Raw genomic sequence first — 22,610 nt, 5'->3', positions numbered from 1 at the left:
AAACAGATTTGTCCGGCGGTGCTAACTTAGAGAGGGAAACAACACCCGTGTTAGAGTCTATATTAAAATACGGTTCTGTCGCAATAATTATCAAAAGCGCAGAGCTCCTGGTCTTCAGGCATAACTATCCTGCTAAAGCCATAAACTGCTTATAAGCAGGAATATTTTCCTCAGACAATTGTCCCTTTCGGATCATATGTGCTGTTTCAATTCCATCAATGGTTGCTTGAGCGGAGTGAAACGCTTTAAAGCCCATCATTGGCTTTGTTATTTTTTTGATAAATCGATGATCCTGTTCGATGATGTTATTCAAATATTTAACCTGTAATATGTCGATCATAGTGGCAAACCCAGCAAGGATTAACAAGAGGTTAATATTGGCTAATCCTGCATAGTTAGCGCCACTTTTATCCATAACGACCTTATCAGGAAAGCCATTATTGTTAATCGTTTGTTTGAAAAATGCGGTTGCAGCCTCTTCATCACGGCGCTCAGAAGGCATAAAATCAAGCGTATCACCGTGACTATCAACAGCTCGGTATAAATAGGTCCACTGACCCTTCACTTTTATATACGTTTCATCCATGCGCCACGATTTATTTGTTTCTCGTTTCTGAGATTTAGCTTTTACAGCAATGTCGGGCGAATAACGGTTCTGTCGCAAAACCCAAAAACAGCCTATTACCTACGATCATAAGATTAAATTTCAGCCAAAGAAGGTTCGCATGTTCAACTAGAAAGGGTGTGACTTTTCAAGTGATTATTCTCGCGAATGTCATATGGTACCTGACTTTCCCACTAGTTGATCGGATGGCCTGAGAAAGTTTTTCTCCTAGAGGATGTCTTATCCATTGGTTGCATAAAAACAGGTTACATCGGGGAGTCGCTATTTTTGCGAAAGCTTGTTTTGGGCATCCCAGCCCAAGCAAGCAGCAAAAACTTAACGCGACCACTTATGCCTCCGGCGGCCCCGATTCGTCCTCGTCACCTCGTCCCGACCCAACAAGGGGTCGGAACATAGGCTCCAAATGACTTGACGCCGTGTCGGATGGCCTTTTATTTTGTCTCCACCTTCGCTAACGCTCAGACTCCGAAAAAACAACGGCCCTACGGCTATCGCGGACTAAAAATCTTCACTTCGCTTAGGCTACGTTTCCCTGATTTTCAGCGGTTGATTTTCACACAAATATTTATTTTTTGCGACAGAACCAATCTGACTCTAATGGATTGAGCTATCAGCTTTACTTAAAGGCGGCATAAAATAAGTCCTCCTATTGTGCTTCACATTAAGACCCTTTAACACTTTTTTTACAGCCATCTGGTTCGATCTGTTATTTATTATATTCTTAGGTAACTCATTTATTATCTCGGAGCTAGTCATTTTTATTGCTCTATTGCTAAGTGCCTCACCAGTTTTGTCAGCAGTAAACTCAAACACCTCCAAAACTATATCTTTCAATGACCTATTGTCAGGATAGCCTAAGATTTCCGCACGTAGAGCCTCTTCTTCGGGCGTAAGCCACCATTGCCCACCATGTGTATAGGCATGCCAGATAAACGCCCACAAGTCTGTATAATCAAAATTAGAAACGCGTGGATAATCTAACCGACCTTTAGCAATAATGGGTAGAAGCCTTCTATCCCACCTAGCACCTTTGGGTGGATATTCTCCCTCAACAGAAGTCATACACGATACATGCCTACGTATGACTGTAGGTTTTCTAGCGTACGTTAATCTTATTTCATCCACCTCTATAGCATTACCAAAATCACGATTAAAACCCAACCACAAAGCGTAAGCGGTTAAATTTTCTCTGTCTTTAGGAACTAATACCGAGCACTCACATAGAGAGGTTAAAACAGTCAGGGTAACTGAATGCTCATCCTGAAGCTTATATAAAGCGGGTAAAATATGTCCTTTTACAGCAGAAACTATATTTATCTGAAAGTTTGTTTGAATTTTATGATTGAGAACAGCATCCCCTCCATCAGAACTCAGGCGCGCCATGCTACCTCACGAAATTCCGGGACTCCTGTCGCCATAATTCGTTCACCTACGCAGCGAATGGGAGATGCCCTGAACGCCCTGCGTCGGTTCTGTCGCAAAAAATAAATATTTGTGTGAAAATCAACTGTAACCTGTTTTTATGCAACCAATGGATAAGACATCCTCTAGGAGAAAAACTTTCTCAGGCCATCCGATCAACTAGTGGGAAAGTCAGGTACCATATGACATTCGCGAGAATAATCACTTGAAAAGTCACACCCTTTCTAGTTGAACATGCGAACCTTCTTTGGCTGAAATTTAATCTTATGATCGTAGGTAATAGGCTGTTTTTGGGTTTTGCGACAGAACCGTCAGATTCCCTTGTATTTTCTTATATAAGGGAATCTTCATATATCGAGTATACGCTAAAAAAAGTTACTTTCCCCTAGGGCTGAGAGTCTGCTAAATTAAAGGTCTACTCAAATTGCTCTGATGAACAAGCGATTGGTTATATTATACTGTTTAAGGGATTGCAGTAATTAAACCAAAATGGAAACTATGGTTTTCCCAACCATGATAATTTATCCTAATTGAGCAAGAAATTGATTTCATGCACGTTTAATAATTAGTTGAAATGAAGTCATACGCGTGTTATCCCCAAAGAGGAGTAACTATAAAACCCATCAGTGTTCCCATTGAAAGAAGAAGTACCTAAACAAAGCAGCCTATAACCTACCTGAAGGTAGCACCACTCGAATATTTCCATATTTTTGATTTTAATCACTTATCACAGCAAATAGACACTCTGTAGGCACCGTAAAAAAACAACAAATAATTTCAAATAAAGCTTGCAATTGCCGAAGAAATTTTTCTAAAAATTTCCGTTTTAATCACCTCATAAACGGATATCACCCATGCTTAAAGACCTACCACTCTCTGAACATATTCACCAACACTGCAATGAAAGTATGGAACGTGCCCTGTTAGCAGAGCGTCATCCTTTGTGGTCTCGTTCATGCCCAGAGTTGAAGGATATCGACTTTCGCTGAAAATCAGGGAAACGGAGCCTAAGCGAAGTGATGATTTTTAGTCCGTGATCATCAGTGTTCCCATTGAAAGAAGAAGTACCTAAACAAAGCAGCCTATAACCTACCTGAAGGTAGCACCACTCGAATATTTCCATCTTTTTGATTTTAATCACTTATAACAGCAAATAGACACTCTGTAGGCACCGTAAAAAAACAACAAATAATTTCAAATAAAGCTTGCAATTGCCGAAAAAATTTTTCTAAAAATTTCCGTTTTAATCACCTCATAAACGGATATCACCCATGCTTAAAGACCTACCACTCTCTGAACATATTCACCAACACTGCAATGAAAGTATGGAACGTGCCCTGTTAGCAGAGCGTCATCCTTTGTGGGCTCGTTCATGCCCAGAGTTGAAGGATATCGACTTTATTCGCCTTGGGTTATTACGCTGTATCAGTGTAGTCGATAGTGGTCGCCATTTCCTCCAAACCAATGAACAGATTTATGGCCAGCTGCTTCCCCACTCAACGTATTTTAAATCACTGAAGTCGCATAGACGAACAAGTATGCTTGAGGCATTTGAACAGCAGAGCTACCATCTTCACTCTGAAACACTGCTATCGCAAGGCATTGATTATCTTAAAGCATTCCCAGAACTTGACGAATACACCATAGAAGCAGCGGATGGACATTTTATTGATCATGCCTGCCATACTGAAAAAAACAGCAAGGGGAAAGTTTATGCGGCCGGGGGGATTTACGCGTTGAATCTCAGAAGTGGGTTGCTCAGATTTCTTTGTCTGGTGACAAACGGAACTCAGAGGCATCAAGAAATACCTGTGTTACGAGATCATATTGAAAAGCAAAACAAGGGAAATAACAGCTCTCAGAAACATCTCTATGTCTACGATAAAGCCGTCACCGACTTTGTCTGGTGGGATCGGCAGAAACGACATGCTAATTACATGATTTCAATGCTAAAAGAAAATTCAATTGCGACTCTGGTTGAGTCTATCCCTTTTGACTCCCGCCATGAGATCAATACAGGGGTTGAAGCATACAGTGTGTACGAAAACAAGGGCATCAAATTTAACGTGGTGGATTACCGTGATCCAGAAACCGGAAAACTTCACCGGTTTGTGACAACCTTGCCAATGACTATTAACCCTGGAACCATTGCCATGCTGTATTTCAAGCGATGGACGATTGAAAAGACATTCAATAACACTAAAAGTAATTTCAAGGAAACTAAAGCTTGGTCTTCCAATACCCGCTCACTTGAAAATCAAATGCGCCTGACTGCAATGAGCTATAATTTAATGCGCGTGTTTGAAGAGATTTCAAAAACACAACAGCCAGAATTGATTCATCCATCGGATAAAAAATATAGCGAGGCTCTGGAGATAAGGCAGCAACAGGCTCAAAAACGAGATCGTTTTGTGAATCCATTATTTTTCCAGGCAAGAATATCTCGTATCAGCTCGTATACCATTCGGGCAGTTCAAAACGCAATAATAACAGGAATGTCTTTACAGTGCTTTATGAGCTCTCTTGTGGCGAGGTTAGTTTCACGGCATCAATTGATAGGGGAACACTGATGAATTGTAAAGTAAGAATTAAGAATCATCATGCCAGAATACGCCTTATAGTGCCGAATATTATTGATGACTCTTAAGTATAGACTAAAATTTTACAAGGCACGAAATTCAGGAAATAGCAGAAATATGCAGTCAGTATAATCCCCCAGCAAATCCAGACAAGAAATCAAAGCAATCTTATTCCAAATTAGTTACTATTTGTAAAAAATTGGAGTATTAAAATGAGCAGAAAAAGAACGGTCTACAGTGCTGAATTTAAAAGCAAGTTGGTATTAGAAGTTTTAAAGAATGAAAAAACACTGCAAGAAATTGCCAGTGCAAATAACATCACACCTAAGAACCTACAAAACTGGAAAAAAATATTCTTAGACAATGCAGAAATAGCAATGGAGCCCTCCAAAGCCGTTAAAGATTACAAAGAGGATCTATTAGCAGCTCAAGAACAAAATGAGATGCTCACAAAAATCGTAGGAAAAATGACGGTTGAAAAGGAGTGGCTCGAAAAAAAGCTAAAAAGCTTGGACTCATCTGATAGAAAACAGTTGATTGAGCCCAAGCTTAACACTCTACCTCTAACACAGCAGTGTGCATTATTAGGATTAAATAGAAGCAATCTCTATTACAAAAAAAGAGAGAATAAAAAGAAAGAAGAGATCAAAACTCAGATTAATCACATTTTTAAAGACATCCCTATTTATGGTGCGGCTAAAGTACACCAGCAGTTGCTTGAAGGTGGTTTTAAAGTCAGTTTAAACACGGTGGCGAGTTATCGGCAGCAGATGGGCTTGAAAGCCGTATTAGCGGTAAAACAAGTCAATACAACGATCCCCATAAAAGAACATAAAAAATATACTTATAAGCTTAGAGATCTTGATATATCACACGCTAACCAAGTTTGGAGTACAGATATAACCTATATTAAAACCAAAGAAGGGATGGTTTATTTAGCGGCGATTATTGATTGGCACTCAAAAGCAGTGCTCGCCCATAAAATATCAAACACAATGGATTCTTTTTTAGTTATGGATGTATTAGATGAAGCGCTTTCTCTCTACGGAACACCTGAAATTTTTAATACGGATCAAGGCAGTCAATACACCAGTGAAATTCATACCCAACGACTAAAAAACAAAGGCATTACTATTTCTATGGATGGAAAAGGACGAGCAACGGATAATATTTGTATTGAACGGTTTTGGCGAAGTGCAAAATGTGAGCGTATTTATTTAAATGAATATGGTTCAATTAGAGCGTTAATAGAAGATGTTGATGACTATATTGAGTTTTATAATCATCAACGGTTTCATGAAACCCTGGACTATAAAAAACCAATGAATGTATATAGAGAAAGTATTTTAGCTAATGAACAGCAGAATGAAGCGGCTTAGGAATATGGAATAAGGATTGTTGAAAAATCTGTCTTGACTCTTTGGGGTGCTATATGGTTTAATTTTAAATAAATATATTTTAGCTTCCAATCTAGGCTTGCAGGATTTAGGTATGATTAATTCAATCTCTATGCAAGGAGTAGCGAGTTTTCAAGACCCTACCCCTGTAGTACTCGATACAAATAAAAAAATAGTACTGTTTTACGGTCATAACGGTACGGGTAAATCAACGGTAGCAAGATACCTTCAAGATAAAAAACATAATAAATATAGCAATTGTAGTTACGAGTTACCCAACGCTCAAGATTATCAAATATTAGTTTATAACACTGACTTTGTAGACAAAAACTTCTCTGAAGGTAGCTTTCAGGGAATTTTTACTTTAGGTGAAGCGAACGTAACGGCTGAACAAGCTGTAAGCACCGCTGAAGCAGAAATAAAAAAATTAGAAAAACAAAGAAACCAAGCCAAACAAACTCTAAAACTTCATGAAGAGGAAAAAACCACACAAGAAAAAGCCATTAGAGATAAATGCTTTGAATCCAAAAGAAAGCATGAAAAAAAAGACTTAGATCACTGCTTAAGTGGTTTTAAAGCCTCGGCAGTTACGTTTTATGAAAAAATTATAAAAACAGACCTGATAGAAACACCTGAGTACACGTTTGAACGTCTAGCGACTGATTCTAAAGAACTAAATAGTAAAAGTGCGACACAAAAAAACTCGATTCCGAATCTAGTTTTAGACCTAGCTTCGAGCGAATCAGCTACTATTTTAAATGAAGTTATTGTTGGTTCTAGTGACAGTTATTTAGCTACGGTAGTCAATAAACTTCAAAACTCTACCTGGGTAAATAAAGGGCGTTTTTATATCGATGACGCTGAAGGAAAATGCCCTTTTTGCCAACAAGCTATTGATGATGAATTAATTACAAATATTAATAATCTTTTTGATGTTTCGTATAAAGATAAAAAAGGTGAGTTAGAAACTCTACAGAGTGGATATAAGAAAGAAATTGAAACCTTAAACGGGACACTATCAGGAACTGACTATACAACGCTTAACGATACAAAATTAGACCTAGCTAAAGAGAAACTTTCAGGTATGCTTCAAGCAAACCTTACGAAACTGAATCAAAAGATATCAGATCCAAGTATTAAAATCACCCTAGAATCTACTACTGATTTAGTACAACCAATTAATGATATTATCGATGCTTATAATGTAGATAGAGAAAAATTTAACACTAGATTATCGAATAAAGAAAATTCACTCGCCGATATTAAACAGAAGTTTTGGTCTTTGGTTCGTATTGAGTGCGACGCAGCTATCAAAGATCACAAGACTACAATCGAATCAATAGATACTGATATTGCAACTGCTGGAACTGAAGAAAAAACCCTCACTACAGCTATTCAATCTCAAAAATATATTATTACTAATAAACATAAAATAATTACCAATATTGAGACATCTACAACCAATATAAATAATAATATGAAGTCGATAGGTTTAGAAGGTATTGAGATTAAACAACATCCATTAAATAGTAATCACTATTACCTTTCTCGTGATATTTCTTCTAGCGATAATGATGTATATAAGTCGCTTAGTGAAGGTGAAAAAAACACTTATTACTTACCTCTACTTTTTAGAATTATGCCAGGGTAGTGTAAATAGTAACGACACTACCCAGGATAATAATAAAATCATTGTGGTAGATGATCCTATATCGAGCCTTTCCCATAATTACATTTATGAAATAGGAGCTCTCACCCATAAAAAGCTTATAAAAGACGACAAATATGCACAAGTGATATTACTCACCCACAGCCTTTATTATCTACATGAAATGATTAGATATTTACCTAAAAAAAAGGTTTGATTATAAATTGTTTAGATTTATTAAAAACACGAATAGTGATATTGCTCCTATGAAACCAAGTGATATACAAAATGATTACCAGTCATACTGGCAGGTTATAAAAGACGCTCAAAATGGAAGTACTAATAATATTGTTTTACCTAATATCATGAGAAATATTCTCGAGTATTACTTTTCTTTTGTTCATAAGGAAGAATGTTTAAAAGGCGTACTAAATGCACTCGAAGAAAGCGACACTGATTTCTCTCCTTTTTTCAGGTTTATTAATAGAGAGTCTCACCATGATTCAGTAAATATTACCGACCTCGGAGAGATTGATTCAGGTAGGTTTATTAATAAATTTAAAGAAGTATTTATTAAAACTGGTTTCGAAGAACACTACAATAAAATGATGGCTTAATCTTTTCATACTTTGTAACTACTCAGCGTATTTTTTAACTTTAAAAATAAAACAATACCTTCGCCAAAATGAAAATACACTCATTTTTATGAATCTTACAGACTATAAGCGATTGATTTATATAGGTGTAAGATTGTCATTTTTGGCTTAAATTAAAATTGGCGACGGTATTGATTTCCTATAATTTTAACTCATACAACCACGATGTAGCAAGTTTAGCTGTAGCCAAGACTTCTAATAAGCCTTTTAGACATTTTCAAATGGGGTTTAGAATGTGTGGTTTAATTGACGCTTACTTCTATGTAGTGCTGTACTAGGTATTTCAAATGGAATTTTATCAAAAAGTGAATTCTCCTCAATAATGTTTTCATCTTGCTTATGTTTTAAATATTCTAAAATACCAGATGCAACAAATTCTGCTAATTTAACTGGAACTGCATTCCTATCATTTGTTCTAGGTTAGTTTTTGTTCCATTAAAATTAAATGTTTTTGGAAATGTTTGAATATAAGATCTTTCTATTGTTGTTAATGGCCTAACCTTTTTAAGAATTGCTCTACCAGGGTCTCCAGAATGTTTGTTATAGCCTGATGGAACTGGCCTATTAACTCCTCGGACAGTTGGGCTTGGTTCATCTATAGAGAATATTCCTCTTCTACTATAGTTTCGTGGATGTCGATAGGTTCTACAGGGCCTAAGGTATCGCTTATAGGCTGTAAAATTCATAAAGATGAGTGTATTTTCATTTTGGCGAAGGTATTGCTTTACGGCACAGTATTTTTAATAAATCTTTGGATATAACTCTATGGAAGTGGACAGTTGCTCCGATGGATACTATTTCATCAACAAGTGGCGGCAAGTATTTTGTGTTACCGTCCTACGCTGTTAGCTATGGCTGGTAGTCCTCAGTAGGCGTAGGGCCGTTGTTTTGTCGGAATCTAAGTGTTAGCAGAGGAGCAAAAATCTGTTCCACTTTTTTCAAACATTAGGTAGAAAATCAGATTAACAAACATAAATATTTTAACTGAAAAAATAAAATGGGAAAAAGAGAGGAGCCTAGTTTATTTGGCTTAAAAAATTCAAATCGAGATTTTACGGTAAAAGATTCTTGGGGTAAGAACCAGTTTAATTCATCTTTTCCAGCATCTCTTTGTTGTTACATTCATTCAATTAATGAGGAAGTAAATTATCTTTCAACAAATAATGGTTTTTTAGGGTGTTTTAACTTATCTGTTAAAAGTGCCTTTGGTATTGATCCTTTAGATGAGAATGTCTATTTTGCGTTTGAATCCTTACATTCGCCGTTTCAGCAATATGTCATTGGATCTTTACCCAGGACAGACTTGGTAATACAGAAAAAAGGTACTGGAGAGTGTTTGGCTGGAATTGAAATAAAGTTAACAGCTTTACCAGATAATTCTACTCATAAGCTTGATGATTTGAAGTATGGGAGTGAAATGGTAGTAAGACCTGACACTATTGTTTATTTAGCTTGTAGCGTAGCTAAAGGATTAGGACAAAAGGGTATAACCGGAGCGATAGATAATAGTATTTATATCCAAGACTGGTCTGATGCGAGACAAGTTTTGCCTTTTATTCCTAAAATCATTAAATCATTAAGAGATGTTTTTCTTTCTTTGGAGGATAAACAGTCTCCATTTTTACTTCAACCGATATGGAAAACAAAGGGGAAATCACCAGAGTTAGCAGAAAATTGCCTTGATGTGTTTTTTTGGAGTGATTCTGCATTTATTCATTTTATAACTGAAATAGCTGATACAAATCCAAATGCAACAAAAATAAATAGACAAACAAGAACAGCTGTTTGGTTGTTTAGAATGCTATTGGATATATCTACAAATGGTAAATTCAATCATCATAAAATAATTGATAATTTATCTTATAATACAAAAAATGATAAAGCTTTTGCATCATCTGGAAAGGTAACAAATAAGTTTATGGCATGTAAAAGGTTGGAAACACCATTGATAAAAAAAACAGAGATTAAAAATATTATATTGGGTGGCGGACAAGAGCTTTTGAGCCCTGAAAGAAGGTTTGACGCAATTATTTATAATTCATCTGAGTTATTTTCAATATGAAGTGTGTTGATTTATTTTCTGGGTGCGGTGGCTTAAGTCTAGGTTTTTATAATGCAGGAATAGAAATACTGGCATCACTTGATAACTGGGATAAAGCAGTTGAAGTTTATAAAAATAATTTCAAGCATCCATGCCACTTATATGACCTTACTGACGAAGAAGGAACTCTTAAAATAATTAGAAATTATTCTCCAGAAATGATTATTGGCGGCCCTCCGTGCCAAGACTTTTCATCAGCAGGAAAACGTGATGAAACTTTAGGGAGAGCTGATTTAACATATCATTTTGCTAATATTGTAGGCTCTTATAAGCCTAAATGGTTTGTAATGGAGAATGTTGAGCGAATAAGAAAAAGCCATATTCTTAAGGAAATATCTGAACAACTAATTAATTATGGTTACGGTTTATCATCATTCATATTAAATGCATCATATTGCGGCGTTCCTCAAGCACGGAATCGATTTTTTATGATAGGGGAGTTAGCAGGAAAACATAACCAACTTAATAAAATATATTTAAAAAATCTATCTGACAAATCAATGACTATAAGGGATTATTTAGGCGAGTCATTGAATCTCGAATTTTACTATCGACATCCACGAAACTATAGTAGAAGAGGAATATTCTCTATAGATGAACCAAGCCCAACTGTCCGAGGAGTTAATAGGCCAGTTCCATCAGGCTATAACAAACATTCTGGAGACCCTGGTAGAGCAATTCTTAAAAAGGTTAGGCCATTAACAACAATAGAAAGATCTTATATTCAAACATTTCCAAAAACATTTAATTTTAATGGAACAAAAACTAACCTAGAACAAATGATAGGAAATGCAGTTCCAGTTAAATTAGCAGAATTTGTTGCATCTGGTATTTTAGAATATTTAAAACATAAGCAAGATGAAAACATTATTGAGGAGAATTCACTTTTTGATAAAATTCCATTTGAAATACCTAGTACAGCACTACATAGAAGTAAGCGTCAATTAAACCACACATTCTAAACCCCATTTGAAAATGTCTAAAAGGCTTATTAGAAGTCTTGGCTACAGCTAAACTTGCTACATCGTGGTTGTATGAGTTAAAATTATAGGAAATCAATACCTTCGACAATTTTAATTTAAGCCAAAAATGACAATCTTACACCTATATAAATCAATCGCTTATAGGCTGTAAAATTCATAAAAATGAGTGTATTTTCATTTTGGCGAAGGTATTGTTTTATTTTTAAAGTTAAAAAAATACGCTGAGTAGTTACAAAGTATGAAAAGATTAAGCCATCATTTTATTGTAGTGTTCTTCGAAACCAGTTTTAATAAATACTTCTTTAAATTTATTAATAAACCTACCTGAATCAATCTCTCCGAGGTCGGTAATATTTACTGAATCATGGTGAGACTCTCTATTAATAAACCTGAAAAAAGGAGAGAAATCAGTGTCGCTTTCTTCGAGTGCATTTAGTACGCCTTTTAAACATTCTTCCTTATGAACAAAAGAAAAGTAATACTCGAGAATATTTCTCATGATATTAGGTAAAACAATATTATTAGTACTTCCATTTTGAGCGTCTTTTATAACCTGCCAGTATGACTGGTAATCATTTTGTATATCACTTGGTTTCATAGGAGCAATATCACTATTCGTGTTTTTAATAAATCTAAACAATTTATAATCAAACCTTTTTTTAGGTAAATATCTAATCATTTCATGTAGATAATAAAGGCTGTGGGTGAGTAATATCACTTGTGCATATTTGTCGTCTTTTATAAGCTTTTTATGGGTGAGAGCTCCTATTTCATAAATGTAATTATGGGAAAGGCTCGATATAGGATCATCTACCACAATGATTTTATTATTATCCTGGGTAGTGTCGTTACTATTTACACTACCCTGGCATAATTCTAAAAAGTAGAGGTAAGTAATAAGTGTTTTTTCACCTTCACTAAGCGACTTATATACATCATTATCGCTAGAAGAAATATCACGAGAAAGGTAATAGTGATTACTATTTAATGGATGTTGTTTAATCTCAATACCTTCTAAACCTATCGACTTCATATTATTATTTATATTGGTTGTAGATGTCTCAATATTGGTAATTATTTTATGTTTATTAGTAATAATATATTTTTGAGATTGAATAGCTGTAGTGAGGGTTTTTTCTTCAGTTCCAGCAGTTGCAATATCAGTATCTATTGATTCGATTGTAGTCTTGTGATCTTTGATAGCTGCGTCGCACTCAATACGAACCAAAGACCAAAACTTCTGTTTAATATCGGCGAGTGAATTTTCTTTATTCGATAATCTAGTGTTAAATTTTTCTCTATCTACATTATAAGCATCGATAATATCATTAATTGGTTGTACTAAATCAGTAGTAGATTCTAGGGTGATTTTAATACTTGGATCTGATATCTTTTGATTCAGTTTCGTAAGGTTTGCTTGAAGCATACCTGAAAGTTTCTCTTTAGCTAGGTCTAATTTTGTATCGTTAAGCGTTGTATAGTCAGTTCCTGATAGTGTCCCGTTTAAGGTTTCAATTTCTTTCTTATATCCACTCTGTAGAGTTTCTAACTCACCTTTTTTATCTTTATACGAAACATCAAAAAGATTATTAATATTTGTAATTAATTCATCATCAATAGCTTGTTGGCAAAAAGGGCATTTTCCTTCAGCGTCATCGATATAAAAACGCCCTTTATTTACCCAGGTAGAGTTTTGAAGTTTATTGACTACCGTAGCTAAATAACTGTCACTAGAACCAACAATAACTTCATTTAAAATAGTAGCTGATTCGCTCGAAGCTAGGTCTAAAACTAGATTCGGAATCGAGTTTTTTTGTGTCGCACTTTTACTATTTAGTTCTTTAGAATCAGTCGCTAGACGTTCAAACGTGTACTCAGGTGTTTCTATCAGGTCTGTTTTTATAATTTTTTCATAAAACGTAACTGCCGAGGCTTTAAAACCACTTAAGCAGTGATCTAAGTCTTTTTTTTCATGCTTTCTTTTGGATTCAAAGCATTTATCTCTAATGGCTTTTTCTTGTGTGGTTTTTTCCTCTTCATGAAGTTTTAGAGTTTGTTTGGCTTGGTTTCTTTGTTTTTCTAATTTTTTTATTTCTGCTTCAGCGGTGCTTACAGCTTGTTCAGCCGTTACGTTCGCTTCACCTAAAGTAAAAATTCCCTGAAAGCTACCTTCAGAGAAGTTTTTGTCTACAAAGTCAGTGTTATAAACTAATATTTGATAATCTTGAGCGTTGGGTAACTCGTAACTACAATTGCTATATTTATTATGTTTTTTATCTTGAAGGTATCTTGCTACCGTTGATTTACCCGTACCGTTATGACCGTAAAACAGTACTATTTTTTTATTTGTATCGAGTACTACAGGGGTAGGGTCTTGAAAACTCGCTACTCCTTGCATAGAGATTGAATTAATCATACCTAAATCCTGCAAGCCTAGATTGGAAGCTAAAATATATTTATTTAAAATTAAACCACGTCCTAAGGACGTGGAGTTGGGCGTAAGGCTCTGCCTGAAGACATTGCTTTTTAATATCGCCCTTTAATACCGGATATCGATACTTTGTTACCGCTACCAAGTGAGCCGTGAATCGCGTAACTGTATGACCACCGCTGAAAATCCTGGAAACGGAGCTTTAGCGAAGTGAAGATTTTTAGTCCGCGATAGCCGTAGGGCCGTTGTTTTGTCGGAGTCTGAGCGTTAGCGAAGGTGGAGACAAAATAAAAGGCCATCCGACACGGCGTCAAGTCATTTGGAGCCTATGTTCCGACCCCTTGTTGGGTCGGGACGAGGTGACGAGGACGAATCGGGGCCGCCGGAGGCATAAGTGGTCGCGTTAAGTTTTTGCTGCTTGCTTGGGCTGGGATGCCCAAAACAAGCTTTCGCAAAAATAGCGACTCCCCGACTTTTTTTTCTTCTGTCGAACTCCTCTTTTTCGCCATCTGCTAACACATTGCGGGCATCAATTGGTTCTGTCGCAATAATTATCAAAAGCTCAGACTCCTGGTCTTCAGGCATAACTATCCTGCTAAAGCCATAAACTGCTTATAAGCAGGAATATTTTCCTCAGACAATTGCCCCTTTCGGATGATATGTGCCGTTTCAATTCCATCAATTGTTGCTTGGGCGGAGTGAAACGCTTTAAAGCCCATCATCGGTTTTGTTATTTTTTTGATAAAGCGATGATCCTGTTCGATGATGTTATTCAAATATTTAACTTGTAATATGTCGAAATCATAGTGGCAAACCCAGCGAGGATTAACAAGAGGTTAATATTGGCTAATCCTGCATAGTTAGCGCCACTTTTATCCATAACGACCTTATCAGGAAAGCCATTATTGTTAATCGTTTGTTTGAAAAATGCGGTTGCAGCCTCTTCATCACGGTGCTCAGAAAGCATGAAATCAAGCGTATCCCCGTGACTATCAACAGCTCGGTATAAATAGGTCCACTGCCCCTTCAATTTGATATACGTTTCATCCATGCCCCACGATTTATTGGTTTCTCGTTTCTGAGATTTAGCTTTTACAGCAATGGCAGGAGAATAACGGATAACCCAACGATTGAGCGTAGCATGATCCACTTCAACACCTCTTTCTTCCATAATTTCTTCAAGGTCGCGATACGAAACGCCATACCTGACATAAAAGAAAACAGCATAAAGAATGACATCTTTTGGAAAGTGAGTGCCTTTGAAGCTGAGCATGTGATCCACCTTTTATTGAAATTGATAATTATGATAGCAGATAACGTCGGGAAGGGGGGATTTATGCGACAGAACCATAAAAAGGGCGTGGTTAGGAAAAGCAAACCTAGTGGCGTATACAGGCGTTTTATCACAAAAATACACCCTTATAACCCTTGAGGTGTGTGTCTCCCCACATGGCTCTTTATGTGGCTAGATCGCAACGAATGGCAAAGAGTTTGCAGGTTGCAGTTGATAACACATGCCTTTGATAATTCAATCATGCTATGACCTCCTTTTGAATGGTTCGTTTACGGTTCATTGGTTCGACCTGAAACAAATTAAAGTAAGATAGTATGAAAGAATGATCATACCTTCATGCTATTCCGCTTCTATTTCTTTTCCTTCGATTTTCTCAAGGGCTGCTTTAACGGTAAAATATAATACTCTTGATAGGTTATTAACATTACTAGGCGGCGTTTTAAAAGGCTCTATATCACTTTCTCGTAATCGTTTAACGGCTGCCACTTTCTTAATTTTTCCGATAATCTTCCCCTCTGGAAGCTTAGAAAAATATTCCCTAAAGTCGCGTAAATGTTCATTTTCATTACTTGATACCATATTCATAATGAACCTTACATTTTTAGCCCCGTACTCTTCTAGTTGTTGCATATGTTTTATTGCCATGTCCACGCCTTCGGGGTCTGGGATAACAGGCATTAAAACAAGATCAACGCTTTCCGCTATCCATTTATCAAACTTGGGGCGATTACCTCCGCTATCAACAATGCAAAAACCATCACTATTAATGGCTGCACCCATTAGAGTAGATAGGGTTTCTGGTTCTCTTGCATCATAATACATATAAGGCCGCCCATTAACCTCTATAGGCTCTCTGTCGTCTGTGTGCATTAAATAAGCAGGGGTATTCTTCCATGCTGCGCCTAACGCTAAAAGATGGGCTATAGAAGTTTTCCCTACTCCGCCCTTAGTTCCAACTATTACTATACCTTTCATACTTTCGCGCTCCTGTCTCTTTGAATGATATATCTTAGGGCTTCGCTTGCGCTAACAACTTTCCCAACCTCTTGCGCCATTATCACGGCTTGAGCATTGATATAGTCAATATCCCTTTGCTGTAGAGAAAAGGTTTTTTTCGCTGCCTTTTGCCCCTTGTCACTCTCGGCCTGTGCTGTCTGTGTAAAAGCATCATCAGGCGTTAGCCCGTCTAAACTTTTTATGTCTGGTTTTTTCATTGCCTCACCTTTCAATATACAAAAGCATGAAGGTATGATGCTACTTTCATACTTTATGAAAGTTATAGTATACATGTTGTTTATGGCATATCAATACACGTAATATGAAAGTATGAATAAGAAAATAATCCTATTTTTTTGTAGTGCAGGCGCGCCATGCTACCTCACGAAATTCCGGGACTCCTGTCGCCTATCAGGGGCTAAAAATCACCACTTCGCTAAGCTCCGTTTCCATGGTTTTCAGCGGGCGCTTAGGGCCAACAGCATCATTAAAGTATTGTTCTGCTGGGTGAAGGTAAGAGTTTGATGGCAATGGGATGGAAAAACTTGAACATCGAGTAACAGTTGTAATTTTTAATTAGTATAGATAAATGACCATGTGAAACTAGGATTCACTAGTTTCATTAAAAATATAGAGGATGAGAAGATGGCATATTACAAAGAACACGTTATTGTTATTATTATACCTGCATTGCTGTTGGTATTTGGTACAGCTTATGCATTATCAGGTTGGGGCAATAAACCTGATATACCAGTAAGTGAGACTAAGCAACCACGGACTGCTGAGGTTGTCAGAGAAACCTTTACTGATTATGTCCCAGAGGTGCCTAGCAAACCAAAGGTGCATGTGGAGATTGATCATGATCATGAAGAGTTAGACTTAAATGATCCATTAGCAAGTCCCTCTTTTGATACGATGGAGGAGGGGGTTTCAATAGTTTCATATAAAGACCAACCAATACCTCAACTATTTAAAGATCTGACAAAGAAGGCTGTTGAAGAGATGGCAGAGACGAGGGATACGCGTCAGTTGAGGAATCAGATGTACGTACGATTTCTAGAGTCCCTTGAGTCTAGATTTAAACATCTGATGTTATCTTATGACGAAGCCGCTAACCAACTGGTTAAAGAACCCGCAAACTTAGAGGGTACGCCATTTGATGATGGGGAACTAATTGGCGCACACACTGGAGGCTCTAATCATGACGGAAAATGGACAGATATAGACCGTTTTTATAAATTCGATGATTTGGGAGTAGTGAAACTGAGTGAAGTTGATTATATTACGAGTGGAGGTCGCATACAAATGACTGAGGAGTTAATTAATGAGGAGGTTCACGGTGTACCTGCGGAATACAGAGTTAATGTGAGTAATTCAGGGGCCGCTGTATCTTTAGTCTCTTGGGTAACGGATTCAAAAGATTACACACTGTATGTTGAGAAAAACGGGGCTAAGGATGAGGGGGTGAGACAGAGACTCCTAGAATTGGCACGATCTATCCCAGCGGGTTAAAGCACACAGGCGGGTTCTGTCGCAAAAGATACGTATTTGTGTAAACCTGGTTATGAACCTGTTTTTATTCTTCGCCCAGGAGGTAAGTAACTTTTTTATCGTATCTGTAATCTTCTATCTTGGGCGCGCCTGATGTTTTTACAATTGAATCCGAGTACTCTAAAAAGGATAACTCACAGTACACATGGCGCGCCAGCTCTTCGCGCTAAGGCGTTTTATATCGCTTTTAAGGCGCTTTAACAGCTAACCCCTATCATACATGCCCGTTAAAGGTTTTTGTGGGTCTTTAAGGGGCTTACATGCCCCCCAATAAGCGATTGACTAATTTGGGTGTGTGGTAGTGGTTTGTTATAGCTGTTACTCGATGTTCAAGTTTTCAGCTATAACTGGGCTAAGAAAAGTAAATTTTTCCGGCTTTGTTTTATAAGTGATTGATTTACAATGATGTTGATGCTTTCTTTATCAGTAAAATTATAAATAAAATCAATCAGTTAAAAAACTTGAACATCGAGTGTTACAGAAAACAAAGATTAAACGGTAAGCCATTCCAAAATAAAGGGTTGGCTTATTGCAACAAGCAACAGTATTATGGGGACTCTTTACCCTAGGGAGGAAGTAACTTTTTAAACTTCTTAGTGTGCAATCTAATATAGATTGTACTATGCCTATAATCCTTTTATAATCAAAGACTAGGGCTACTGTCACGTACAACCTATGGATATTTATACGAAATCATTACATTTACAATTTAGGGTTTTATAGTTACTCCTCTTTGGGGATAACACGCGTATGACTTCATTTCAACTAATTATTAAACGTGAATGAAATCAATTTCTTGCTCAATTAGGATAAATTATCATGGTTGGGAAAACCATAGTTTCCCTTTGGGTTTAATTACTGCAATCCCTTAAACTGTATAATATAACCAATCGCTTGTTCATCAGAGCAATTTGAGTAGACCTTTAATTTAGCAGACTCTCAGCCCTAGGGGAAAGTAACTTTTTTTAGCGTATATCCGGTATATTCATATTCCCTTATATAAGAAAATACAAGGGAATCTGACTCTAATGGGTTGAGCTATCAGCCTTACTTAAAGGCGGCATAAAATAAGCCCTCCTATTGTGCTTCACATTAAGACCCGTTAACACTTTTTTTACAGCCATCTGGTTCGACCTGTTAGTTATTATACTCTCAGGCAACTCATTGATTATCTCGGAGTTAGTCATTTTAATTGTTCTATTACTAAGTACCTCACCAGTTTTGTCAGCAGTAAACTCAAACACCTCCAAAACTATATCTTTCAATGACCTATTGTCAGGATAGCCTAAGATTTCCGCACGTAGAGCCTCTTCTTCGGGCGTAAGCCACCATTGCCCTCCATGTGTATAGGCATGCCATATAAACGCCCACAAGTCTGTATAATCAAAATTAGAAATACGTGGATAATCTAACCGACCTTTAGCAATAACGGGTAGAAGCCTTCTATCCCACCTAGCACCTTTGGGTGGATATTCTCCCTCAACAGAAGTCATACACGATACATGCCTACGTATGACTGTAGGTTTTCTAGCGTACGTTAATCTTATTTCATCCACCTCTTTTGCCAAAAATCCTTTTAACTCGGGCAGCCCTTTCTTCTTCAACGCAGGGCCTAGGTCTGCAAGTTCAGGTATCCAACACCTAATAATATTAAGCATAGAATCCCGGTCTTTTGTATCTAGGCGAACAGAGTCTTTTATGTATTTATGAAGTTCCGCAGGGAGTAGGTATTTAATAAATGAAGTTTTATGGAGTCCTTGATCTCCACCTAGCACCAGCACACATTCATATTTGGGGATAGCATCTGGATGCTTACCTTCATGCTTTGCCATATCAGCGGCCGCACAGCATTGTATTAGCCATCCATACATAGCGACCTTAACCCATTCCTTATCTTCCACTGGCAAGTTATCTACAAGTTCATGGACTGGGTTATTTGTCTTGGTGCGTGTAATACCTGTAAGCCAATCTCTAACGGGATTAATAACATTACTTTTAATGATGGATTATAACTGTTCATCAACAATCGTCCTGCTAAGCTTGTAGTTCCTGCAAATAACTTTGGTGTACGCTACCAAGTCTTTCAGTTCATTCCCTTCTACCCCGGGAACGCCTTTAATTGCGGGTGCGTTCAACATTTCATCATAACAGGCATCCACGCCAAAGCGTTTCATCAGCCCTTCAAGTTCTCCACGTTCTCCGGGGTGCAGCAGGGGTGTTTTTTTGTCCATTTCTCTATATCCTTTGCAGTGTTAATTTATTTATTAATCTAAGTTCTGTCGCTTTTCATGCCTCCACATTTATTAGGATGGAATAGATAGGTGGTTTTACATCTACCTATTCCATTTTTAGAGTTTACTACGCAGACTGTAGTTCACCTCCTGCCCAAATCTTCTTAAAGGCATAACTCGCAAGCTGCTCTTCAGTCAAGCCAACCTCGGGTTGTGTTGTTGACTCCTCTGGGTAGTGATACCCCCCCCCCCGTGTTTGCGGTGGAAGGGGACAGATAAATAGGTTGTGTTGTATAAACAGTTTATCTGTCCCCTTTTTCAATGAATACGAGGACTGTATCCCCTTGCCCTGTAATAAACTCATAACTGAATAAAATATTATCATTTGGCTAGTGGCATAAGTCCGGTCTTTAGGGACTATCTTTATTGTCCCTTCATATTAGTTCTGAAACTTTCGATGCCTTTTTTAGGCAGCCATCTTTGTTTGTTCTTTTTGGTTATGCCACCCCCACGCCCGATTAAAGGCACTGATTTTCTTTGCTTTACGGCGTTTATTAATATCCTGCATTTGAATTAATGAGTCCTCAGTTATCTGGTAATTCCCGGCGAGGTTTTTGCCTACGCGCTTATGTTTCAGCCCGAATCTCTTTAAAAATTGTCCTAATGTACGTGTGTCTAACTTTCGATTAACAGCCTTGAAATTGCCTAGCCCTGCTGCGTGTACCTCTTGATAATTGGCTTGCAAAAAGTCAATAGCGGCTGTTATTCGCTCCGCATCATAACGCTGTAGTGATATCCCCGTGTTTTCGGGGGAAGGGGACAGATAAACATTGTTGTTTGTTATAGATAGCTTATCTGTCCGCTTTTTCAATGAATACGGGGGCTGTAGACTCTTGCCCTGTAATAAGCTCATAACTGTGTGGAATATTATTATTTGGCTAGTGGCATAAGTCCGGTCTTTAGGGGCTATCCTCGTTGCGTTCTCAAATTCATCTAGTGATTGCGTATTACCTAGACTTCGTTTACTATCTCAAATCTCTTGAGGACAGGTCCTATCGTTCCACCATCCCACAATTGAATATCCTTCTCTGAAACCTCTTCTCCGAGTGCTAGTTGTTCTCTACATTCAAACCTCTCTATTGCGTTGTGATCGGATTCTGTAACTTTCGATGACTTTTTTAAATTACCGTACTCAATAGCGGAAATAGAATCCGCGTGAAACACGTTTTGGATATGCTTATCCTTTACCGCTTTAGCCGTTCCTTTGATAATAATCAGGCTCTCTGGTTCTTTCAGCTCTTCAACCTGATAACCCTTTTGCATCAATATTAAGAGCGTTGTATGTGCAAAGCGTTCGCAAGAACTCTCATACTCTTCCATGACCCCCCGCAGCTACTTTGTCAAACTCGTTTGGCACGTGTATTAGCTGGCCACCTTTAGATGTCATACGACCTTCGGCCAATACGATGCCTGTTAGTTGTTCGGTGACACTCAAGGATTTCGGTTTTTGCTTTAGTGAGAGTCCAAGAATAATATCCTTAGCCTTTCTGTTACGTCCCAAAGTCTGGATTATTTCAGTAGGTGATAACTGTCCACTAAATACACCCACATGAAAATCATATTCAAGCTCGATAGAAAACCCGCTAGATACAACCGGTGTCAAAATTATTAAATCATATTGCTTGCCAACTTCATTAGGACTCCTTAAGTAAGCCGCTTGTTCAAACTCATCTTTATTCTTTCCGTGTACCAGCAATATTTTATACTCTGCGGGGGCTGTCGCTTTAGCATCCTCATAGGCAATATTAGCAGTTCTGAGAGAATCACATTGGAACAAGCCAGTCTTACCCGCTTTCACATGGTTTAGAAATTCGCTTTTAGCAATTTTGGGGGTGGTGTGCTGTATTATTACAGTTGGTTTTCGCTCGTCCCCTTTTATCTGAAATATTGGCTTACCTGTGCTTTTTAATATCTCAATCATACGGTCATTCATATCAGCATCAGCAACATAAACCACCGGGACAGTCTTAATAATATCAATTAACAAATCATAGCCCTCTGATCTATTCTTAAAGGGACCTCGCACGATATGTTCAATTATCTGCTTAAATTCATCCAGTACAATACAGTCAGCCTGCCGAAAGAAGCTTAATAAATGCTCCCTTCCTACTGCACTATTCACACAGGCGGCCAATGCCTGGACCAACTCCCCCGGACTAACTTCATTATAATGCTCAATATCTAACCTATTTGCTGTGGCCGTAATAATTGATGCACGGTGAGCAATGTAGCCAAAAGCTTTATTGTTCATTTGGAGATATTTCCATAATAACGCGGTGAATAAAGTTTTACCTGACCCCATTGACCGCTTGTCAAGAAAAATAGACCCCTTCCCTTCCGACAGCATCCTTTTTGCTGCGTCATCGCTGTTTATGTTGAATACAGGCAGGCTACAGGTCGTTGTATGTAATTTGCTCGTAGCCTCGTCCTGCTCCCTAAGTAGCTTTTTAAGCCATGATTTGTGACTACCTGACAGCTCACATCCCATCCTATCTTCTAGCGCGGTTATAGTGTCCTTATATGAGGTTATAGGGTGAGCCTGTACGGCTTTCGCAATAATAGAATAAACTGCCTTCTCTGGTACTGGTAGCGGAATACTCTCGATAATCTCCAGTAGAGTCTGATCCTTGTCGCCT

Annotated in this window: 23 protein-coding genes and 3 pseudogenes; 12 read left to right on the top strand and 14 right to left on the bottom strand. The window is 37.6% G+C overall.

Annotated features, from left to right (window positions below; all coding sequences use genetic code 11):
- Positions 1-124: 124 nt before the first annotated feature.
- Positions 125-670: pseudogene (locus K6984_RS26285) on the bottom strand (IS6 family transposase); the annotation flags it as partial.
- Between the two features lie 222 nt (positions 671-892).
- On the opposite strand from K6984_RS26285, the gene K6984_RS35075 reads away from it, so the two are divergent.
- A complete protein-coding gene (locus K6984_RS35075; RefSeq protein WP_263458596.1) occupies positions 893-1,021 on the top strand; it encodes a hypothetical protein in 129 nt (42 codons plus the stop codon).
- A gap of 27 nt (positions 1,022-1,048) precedes the next feature.
- Complete coding sequence (locus K6984_RS26280) at positions 1,049-1,231, top strand: hypothetical protein (RefSeq protein WP_221898096.1); 183 nt, start codon at positions 1,049-1,051, stop codon at positions 1,229-1,231.
- Here K6984_RS26280 and K6984_RS26275 read toward each other — a convergent pair.
- Positions 1,220-2,008 (bottom strand): virulence-associated E family protein, encoded by a 789-nt coding sequence (locus tag K6984_RS26275; protein WP_221898095.1) that lies wholly within the window; start codon positions 2,006-2,008, stop codon positions 1,220-1,222. The two genes, K6984_RS26280 and K6984_RS26275, sit on opposite strands and share 12 nt — an antisense overlap.
- Before the next feature lie 893 nt (positions 2,009-2,901).
- Here K6984_RS26275 and K6984_RS35070 point away from each other — a divergent pair.
- From K6984_RS35070 to K6984_RS26250, 6 genes are all read left to right on the top strand, one after another.
- Positions 2,902-3,036 (top strand): hypothetical protein, encoded by a 135-nt coding sequence (locus tag K6984_RS35070; RefSeq protein ID WP_263458760.1) that lies wholly within the window; start codon positions 2,902-2,904, stop codon positions 3,034-3,036.
- 282 nt (positions 3,037-3,318) lie between these two features.
- Positions 3,319-4,617 (top strand): transposase, encoded by a 1,299-nt coding sequence (locus K6984_RS26270; RefSeq protein WP_221898094.1) that lies wholly within the window; start codon positions 3,319-3,321, stop codon positions 4,615-4,617.
- A 221-nt stretch (positions 4,618-4,838) separates the two neighbouring features.
- Positions 4,839-6,005, top strand: coding sequence for an IS3 family transposase (locus tag K6984_RS26265; protein ID WP_087870166.1), 1,167 nt, complete (start codon positions 4,839-4,841; stop codon positions 6,003-6,005).
- A 46-nt stretch (positions 6,006-6,051) separates the two neighbouring features.
- On the top strand, positions 6,052-7,674 hold the full coding sequence (locus K6984_RS26260) for an AAA family ATPase (RefSeq protein WP_221898093.1): 1,623 nt from the start codon (positions 6,052-6,054) through the stop codon (positions 7,672-7,674).
- Positions 7,595-7,888, top strand: a complete 294-nt coding sequence (locus K6984_RS36685; RefSeq protein ID WP_420831723.1) for an AAA family ATPase — start codon at positions 7,595-7,597, stop codon at positions 7,886-7,888. Before K6984_RS26260 ends, K6984_RS36685 begins: the two co-directional genes overlap by 80 nt.
- Before the next feature lie 7 nt (positions 7,889-7,895).
- Positions 7,896-8,288 carry an AAA family ATPase gene (locus K6984_RS26250; RefSeq protein ID WP_221898091.1) on the top strand — a complete coding sequence of 131 codons (393 nt, stop codon included), beginning with the start codon at positions 7,896-7,898 and terminating at the stop codon, positions 8,286-8,288.
- Between the two features lie 267 nt (positions 8,289-8,555).
- Here the strand turns inward: K6984_RS26250 and K6984_RS26245 are convergent.
- A pseudogene (locus tag K6984_RS26245) lies at positions 8,556-8,968 on the bottom strand (DNA cytosine methyltransferase); the annotation flags it as partial.
- Positions 8,969-9,324: 356 nt separating this feature from the next.
- Here K6984_RS26245 and K6984_RS26240 point away from each other — a divergent pair.
- Both K6984_RS26240 and K6984_RS26235 read left to right on the top strand, forming a co-directional pair.
- The gene (locus K6984_RS26240; RefSeq protein WP_221898090.1) at positions 9,325-10,389 is read left to right on the top strand and encodes a HindVP family restriction endonuclease; all 1,065 of its coding nucleotides are present in this window, start codon (positions 9,325-9,327) and stop codon (positions 10,387-10,389) included.
- Entirely contained in the window at positions 10,386-11,390 is a 1,005-nt protein-coding gene (locus K6984_RS26235; RefSeq protein ID WP_221898089.1) for a DNA cytosine methyltransferase, read from the top strand. Before K6984_RS26240 ends, K6984_RS26235 begins: the two co-directional genes overlap by 4 nt.
- Before the next feature lie 268 nt (positions 11,391-11,658).
- On the opposite strand, the gene K6984_RS26230 is transcribed toward K6984_RS26235, so the two are convergent.
- The 6 genes and pseudogenes from K6984_RS26230 to K6984_RS26210 form a co-directional block, all read right to left on the bottom strand.
- On the bottom strand, positions 11,659-13,827 hold the full coding sequence (locus tag K6984_RS26230) for an AAA family ATPase (protein WP_221898088.1): 2,169 nt from the start codon (positions 13,825-13,827) through the stop codon (positions 11,659-11,661).
- Between the two features lie 100 nt (positions 13,828-13,927).
- Positions 13,928-14,029 (bottom strand): annotated as a pseudogene (locus K6984_RS31745) (IS200/IS605 family transposase); the annotation flags it as partial.
- A gap of 139 nt (positions 14,030-14,168) precedes the next feature.
- Positions 14,169-14,297: a hypothetical protein gene (locus K6984_RS35065; protein WP_263458596.1), complete on the bottom strand. Its 129-nt coding sequence runs from the start codon at positions 14,295-14,297 to the stop codon at positions 14,169-14,171.
- Between the two features lie 132 nt (positions 14,298-14,429).
- A protein-coding gene (locus K6984_RS26220) for an IS6 family transposase (protein WP_420831722.1) occupies positions 14,430-15,115 on the bottom strand; the annotation gives its coding sequence in 2 pieces (ribosomal slippage) (positions 14,430-14,675 and positions 14,678-15,115; 684 coding nt in all).
- A 360-nt stretch (positions 15,116-15,475) separates the two neighbouring features.
- Positions 15,476-16,111, bottom strand: a complete 636-nt coding sequence (locus K6984_RS26215) for a P-loop NTPase family protein (protein ID WP_221898086.1) — start codon at positions 16,109-16,111, stop codon at positions 15,476-15,478.
- Positions 16,108-16,350 carry a hypothetical protein gene (locus tag K6984_RS26210; RefSeq protein ID WP_221897617.1) on the bottom strand — a complete coding sequence of 81 codons (243 nt, stop codon included), beginning with the start codon at positions 16,348-16,350 and terminating at the stop codon, positions 16,108-16,110. The genes K6984_RS26215 and K6984_RS26210 overlap by 4 nt, the downstream gene beginning before the upstream one ends.
- A gap of 143 nt (positions 16,351-16,493) precedes the next feature.
- On the opposite strand from K6984_RS26210, the gene K6984_RS26205 reads away from it, so the two are divergent.
- Both K6984_RS26205 and K6984_RS26200 read left to right on the top strand, forming a co-directional pair.
- Positions 16,494-16,643: a hypothetical protein gene (locus K6984_RS26205; RefSeq protein WP_221898085.1), complete on the top strand. Its 150-nt coding sequence runs from the start codon at positions 16,494-16,496 to the stop codon at positions 16,641-16,643.
- A 134-nt stretch (positions 16,644-16,777) separates the two neighbouring features.
- The gene (locus tag K6984_RS26200) at positions 16,778-17,644 is read left to right on the top strand and encodes a hypothetical protein (RefSeq protein WP_221898084.1); all 867 of its coding nucleotides are present in this window, start codon (positions 16,778-16,780) and stop codon (positions 17,642-17,644) included.
- Positions 17,645-18,708: 1,064 nt separating this feature from the next.
- Here K6984_RS26200 and K6984_RS26195 read toward each other — a convergent pair.
- From K6984_RS26195 to K6984_RS26175, 5 genes are all read right to left on the bottom strand, one after another.
- Positions 18,709-19,515 carry a VapE domain-containing protein gene (locus K6984_RS26195; protein ID WP_420831721.1) on the bottom strand — a complete coding sequence of 269 codons (807 nt, stop codon included), beginning with the start codon at positions 19,513-19,515 and terminating at the stop codon, positions 18,709-18,711.
- A 174-nt stretch (positions 19,516-19,689) separates the two neighbouring features.
- Complete coding sequence (locus tag K6984_RS26190) at positions 19,690-19,914, bottom strand: hypothetical protein (RefSeq protein WP_221898082.1); 225 nt, start codon at positions 19,912-19,914, stop codon at positions 19,690-19,692.
- A 466-nt stretch (positions 19,915-20,380) separates the two neighbouring features.
- A complete protein-coding gene (locus K6984_RS26185; protein WP_221898081.1) occupies positions 20,381-20,827 on the bottom strand; it encodes a hypothetical protein in 447 nt (148 codons plus the stop codon).
- Positions 20,828-20,925: 98 nt separating this feature from the next.
- On the bottom strand, positions 20,926-21,294 hold the full coding sequence (locus K6984_RS26180; protein ID WP_221898080.1) for a hypothetical protein: 369 nt from the start codon (positions 21,292-21,294) through the stop codon (positions 20,926-20,928).
- A partial coding sequence (locus K6984_RS26175) for a DEAD/DEAH box helicase (protein WP_221898079.1) occupies positions 21,281-22,610 on the bottom strand: 1,330 nt, incomplete at its 5' end. The genes K6984_RS26180 and K6984_RS26175, both read right to left, overlap by 14 nt.

It is taken from the genome of Bathymodiolus japonicus methanotrophic gill symbiont, assembly GCF_019721995.1.
Taxonomy (GTDB): domain Bacteria; phylum Pseudomonadota; class Gammaproteobacteria; order Methylococcales; family Methylomonadaceae; genus Methyloprofundus.
This window is presented reverse-complemented; position numbering and strand designations above follow the sequence as displayed.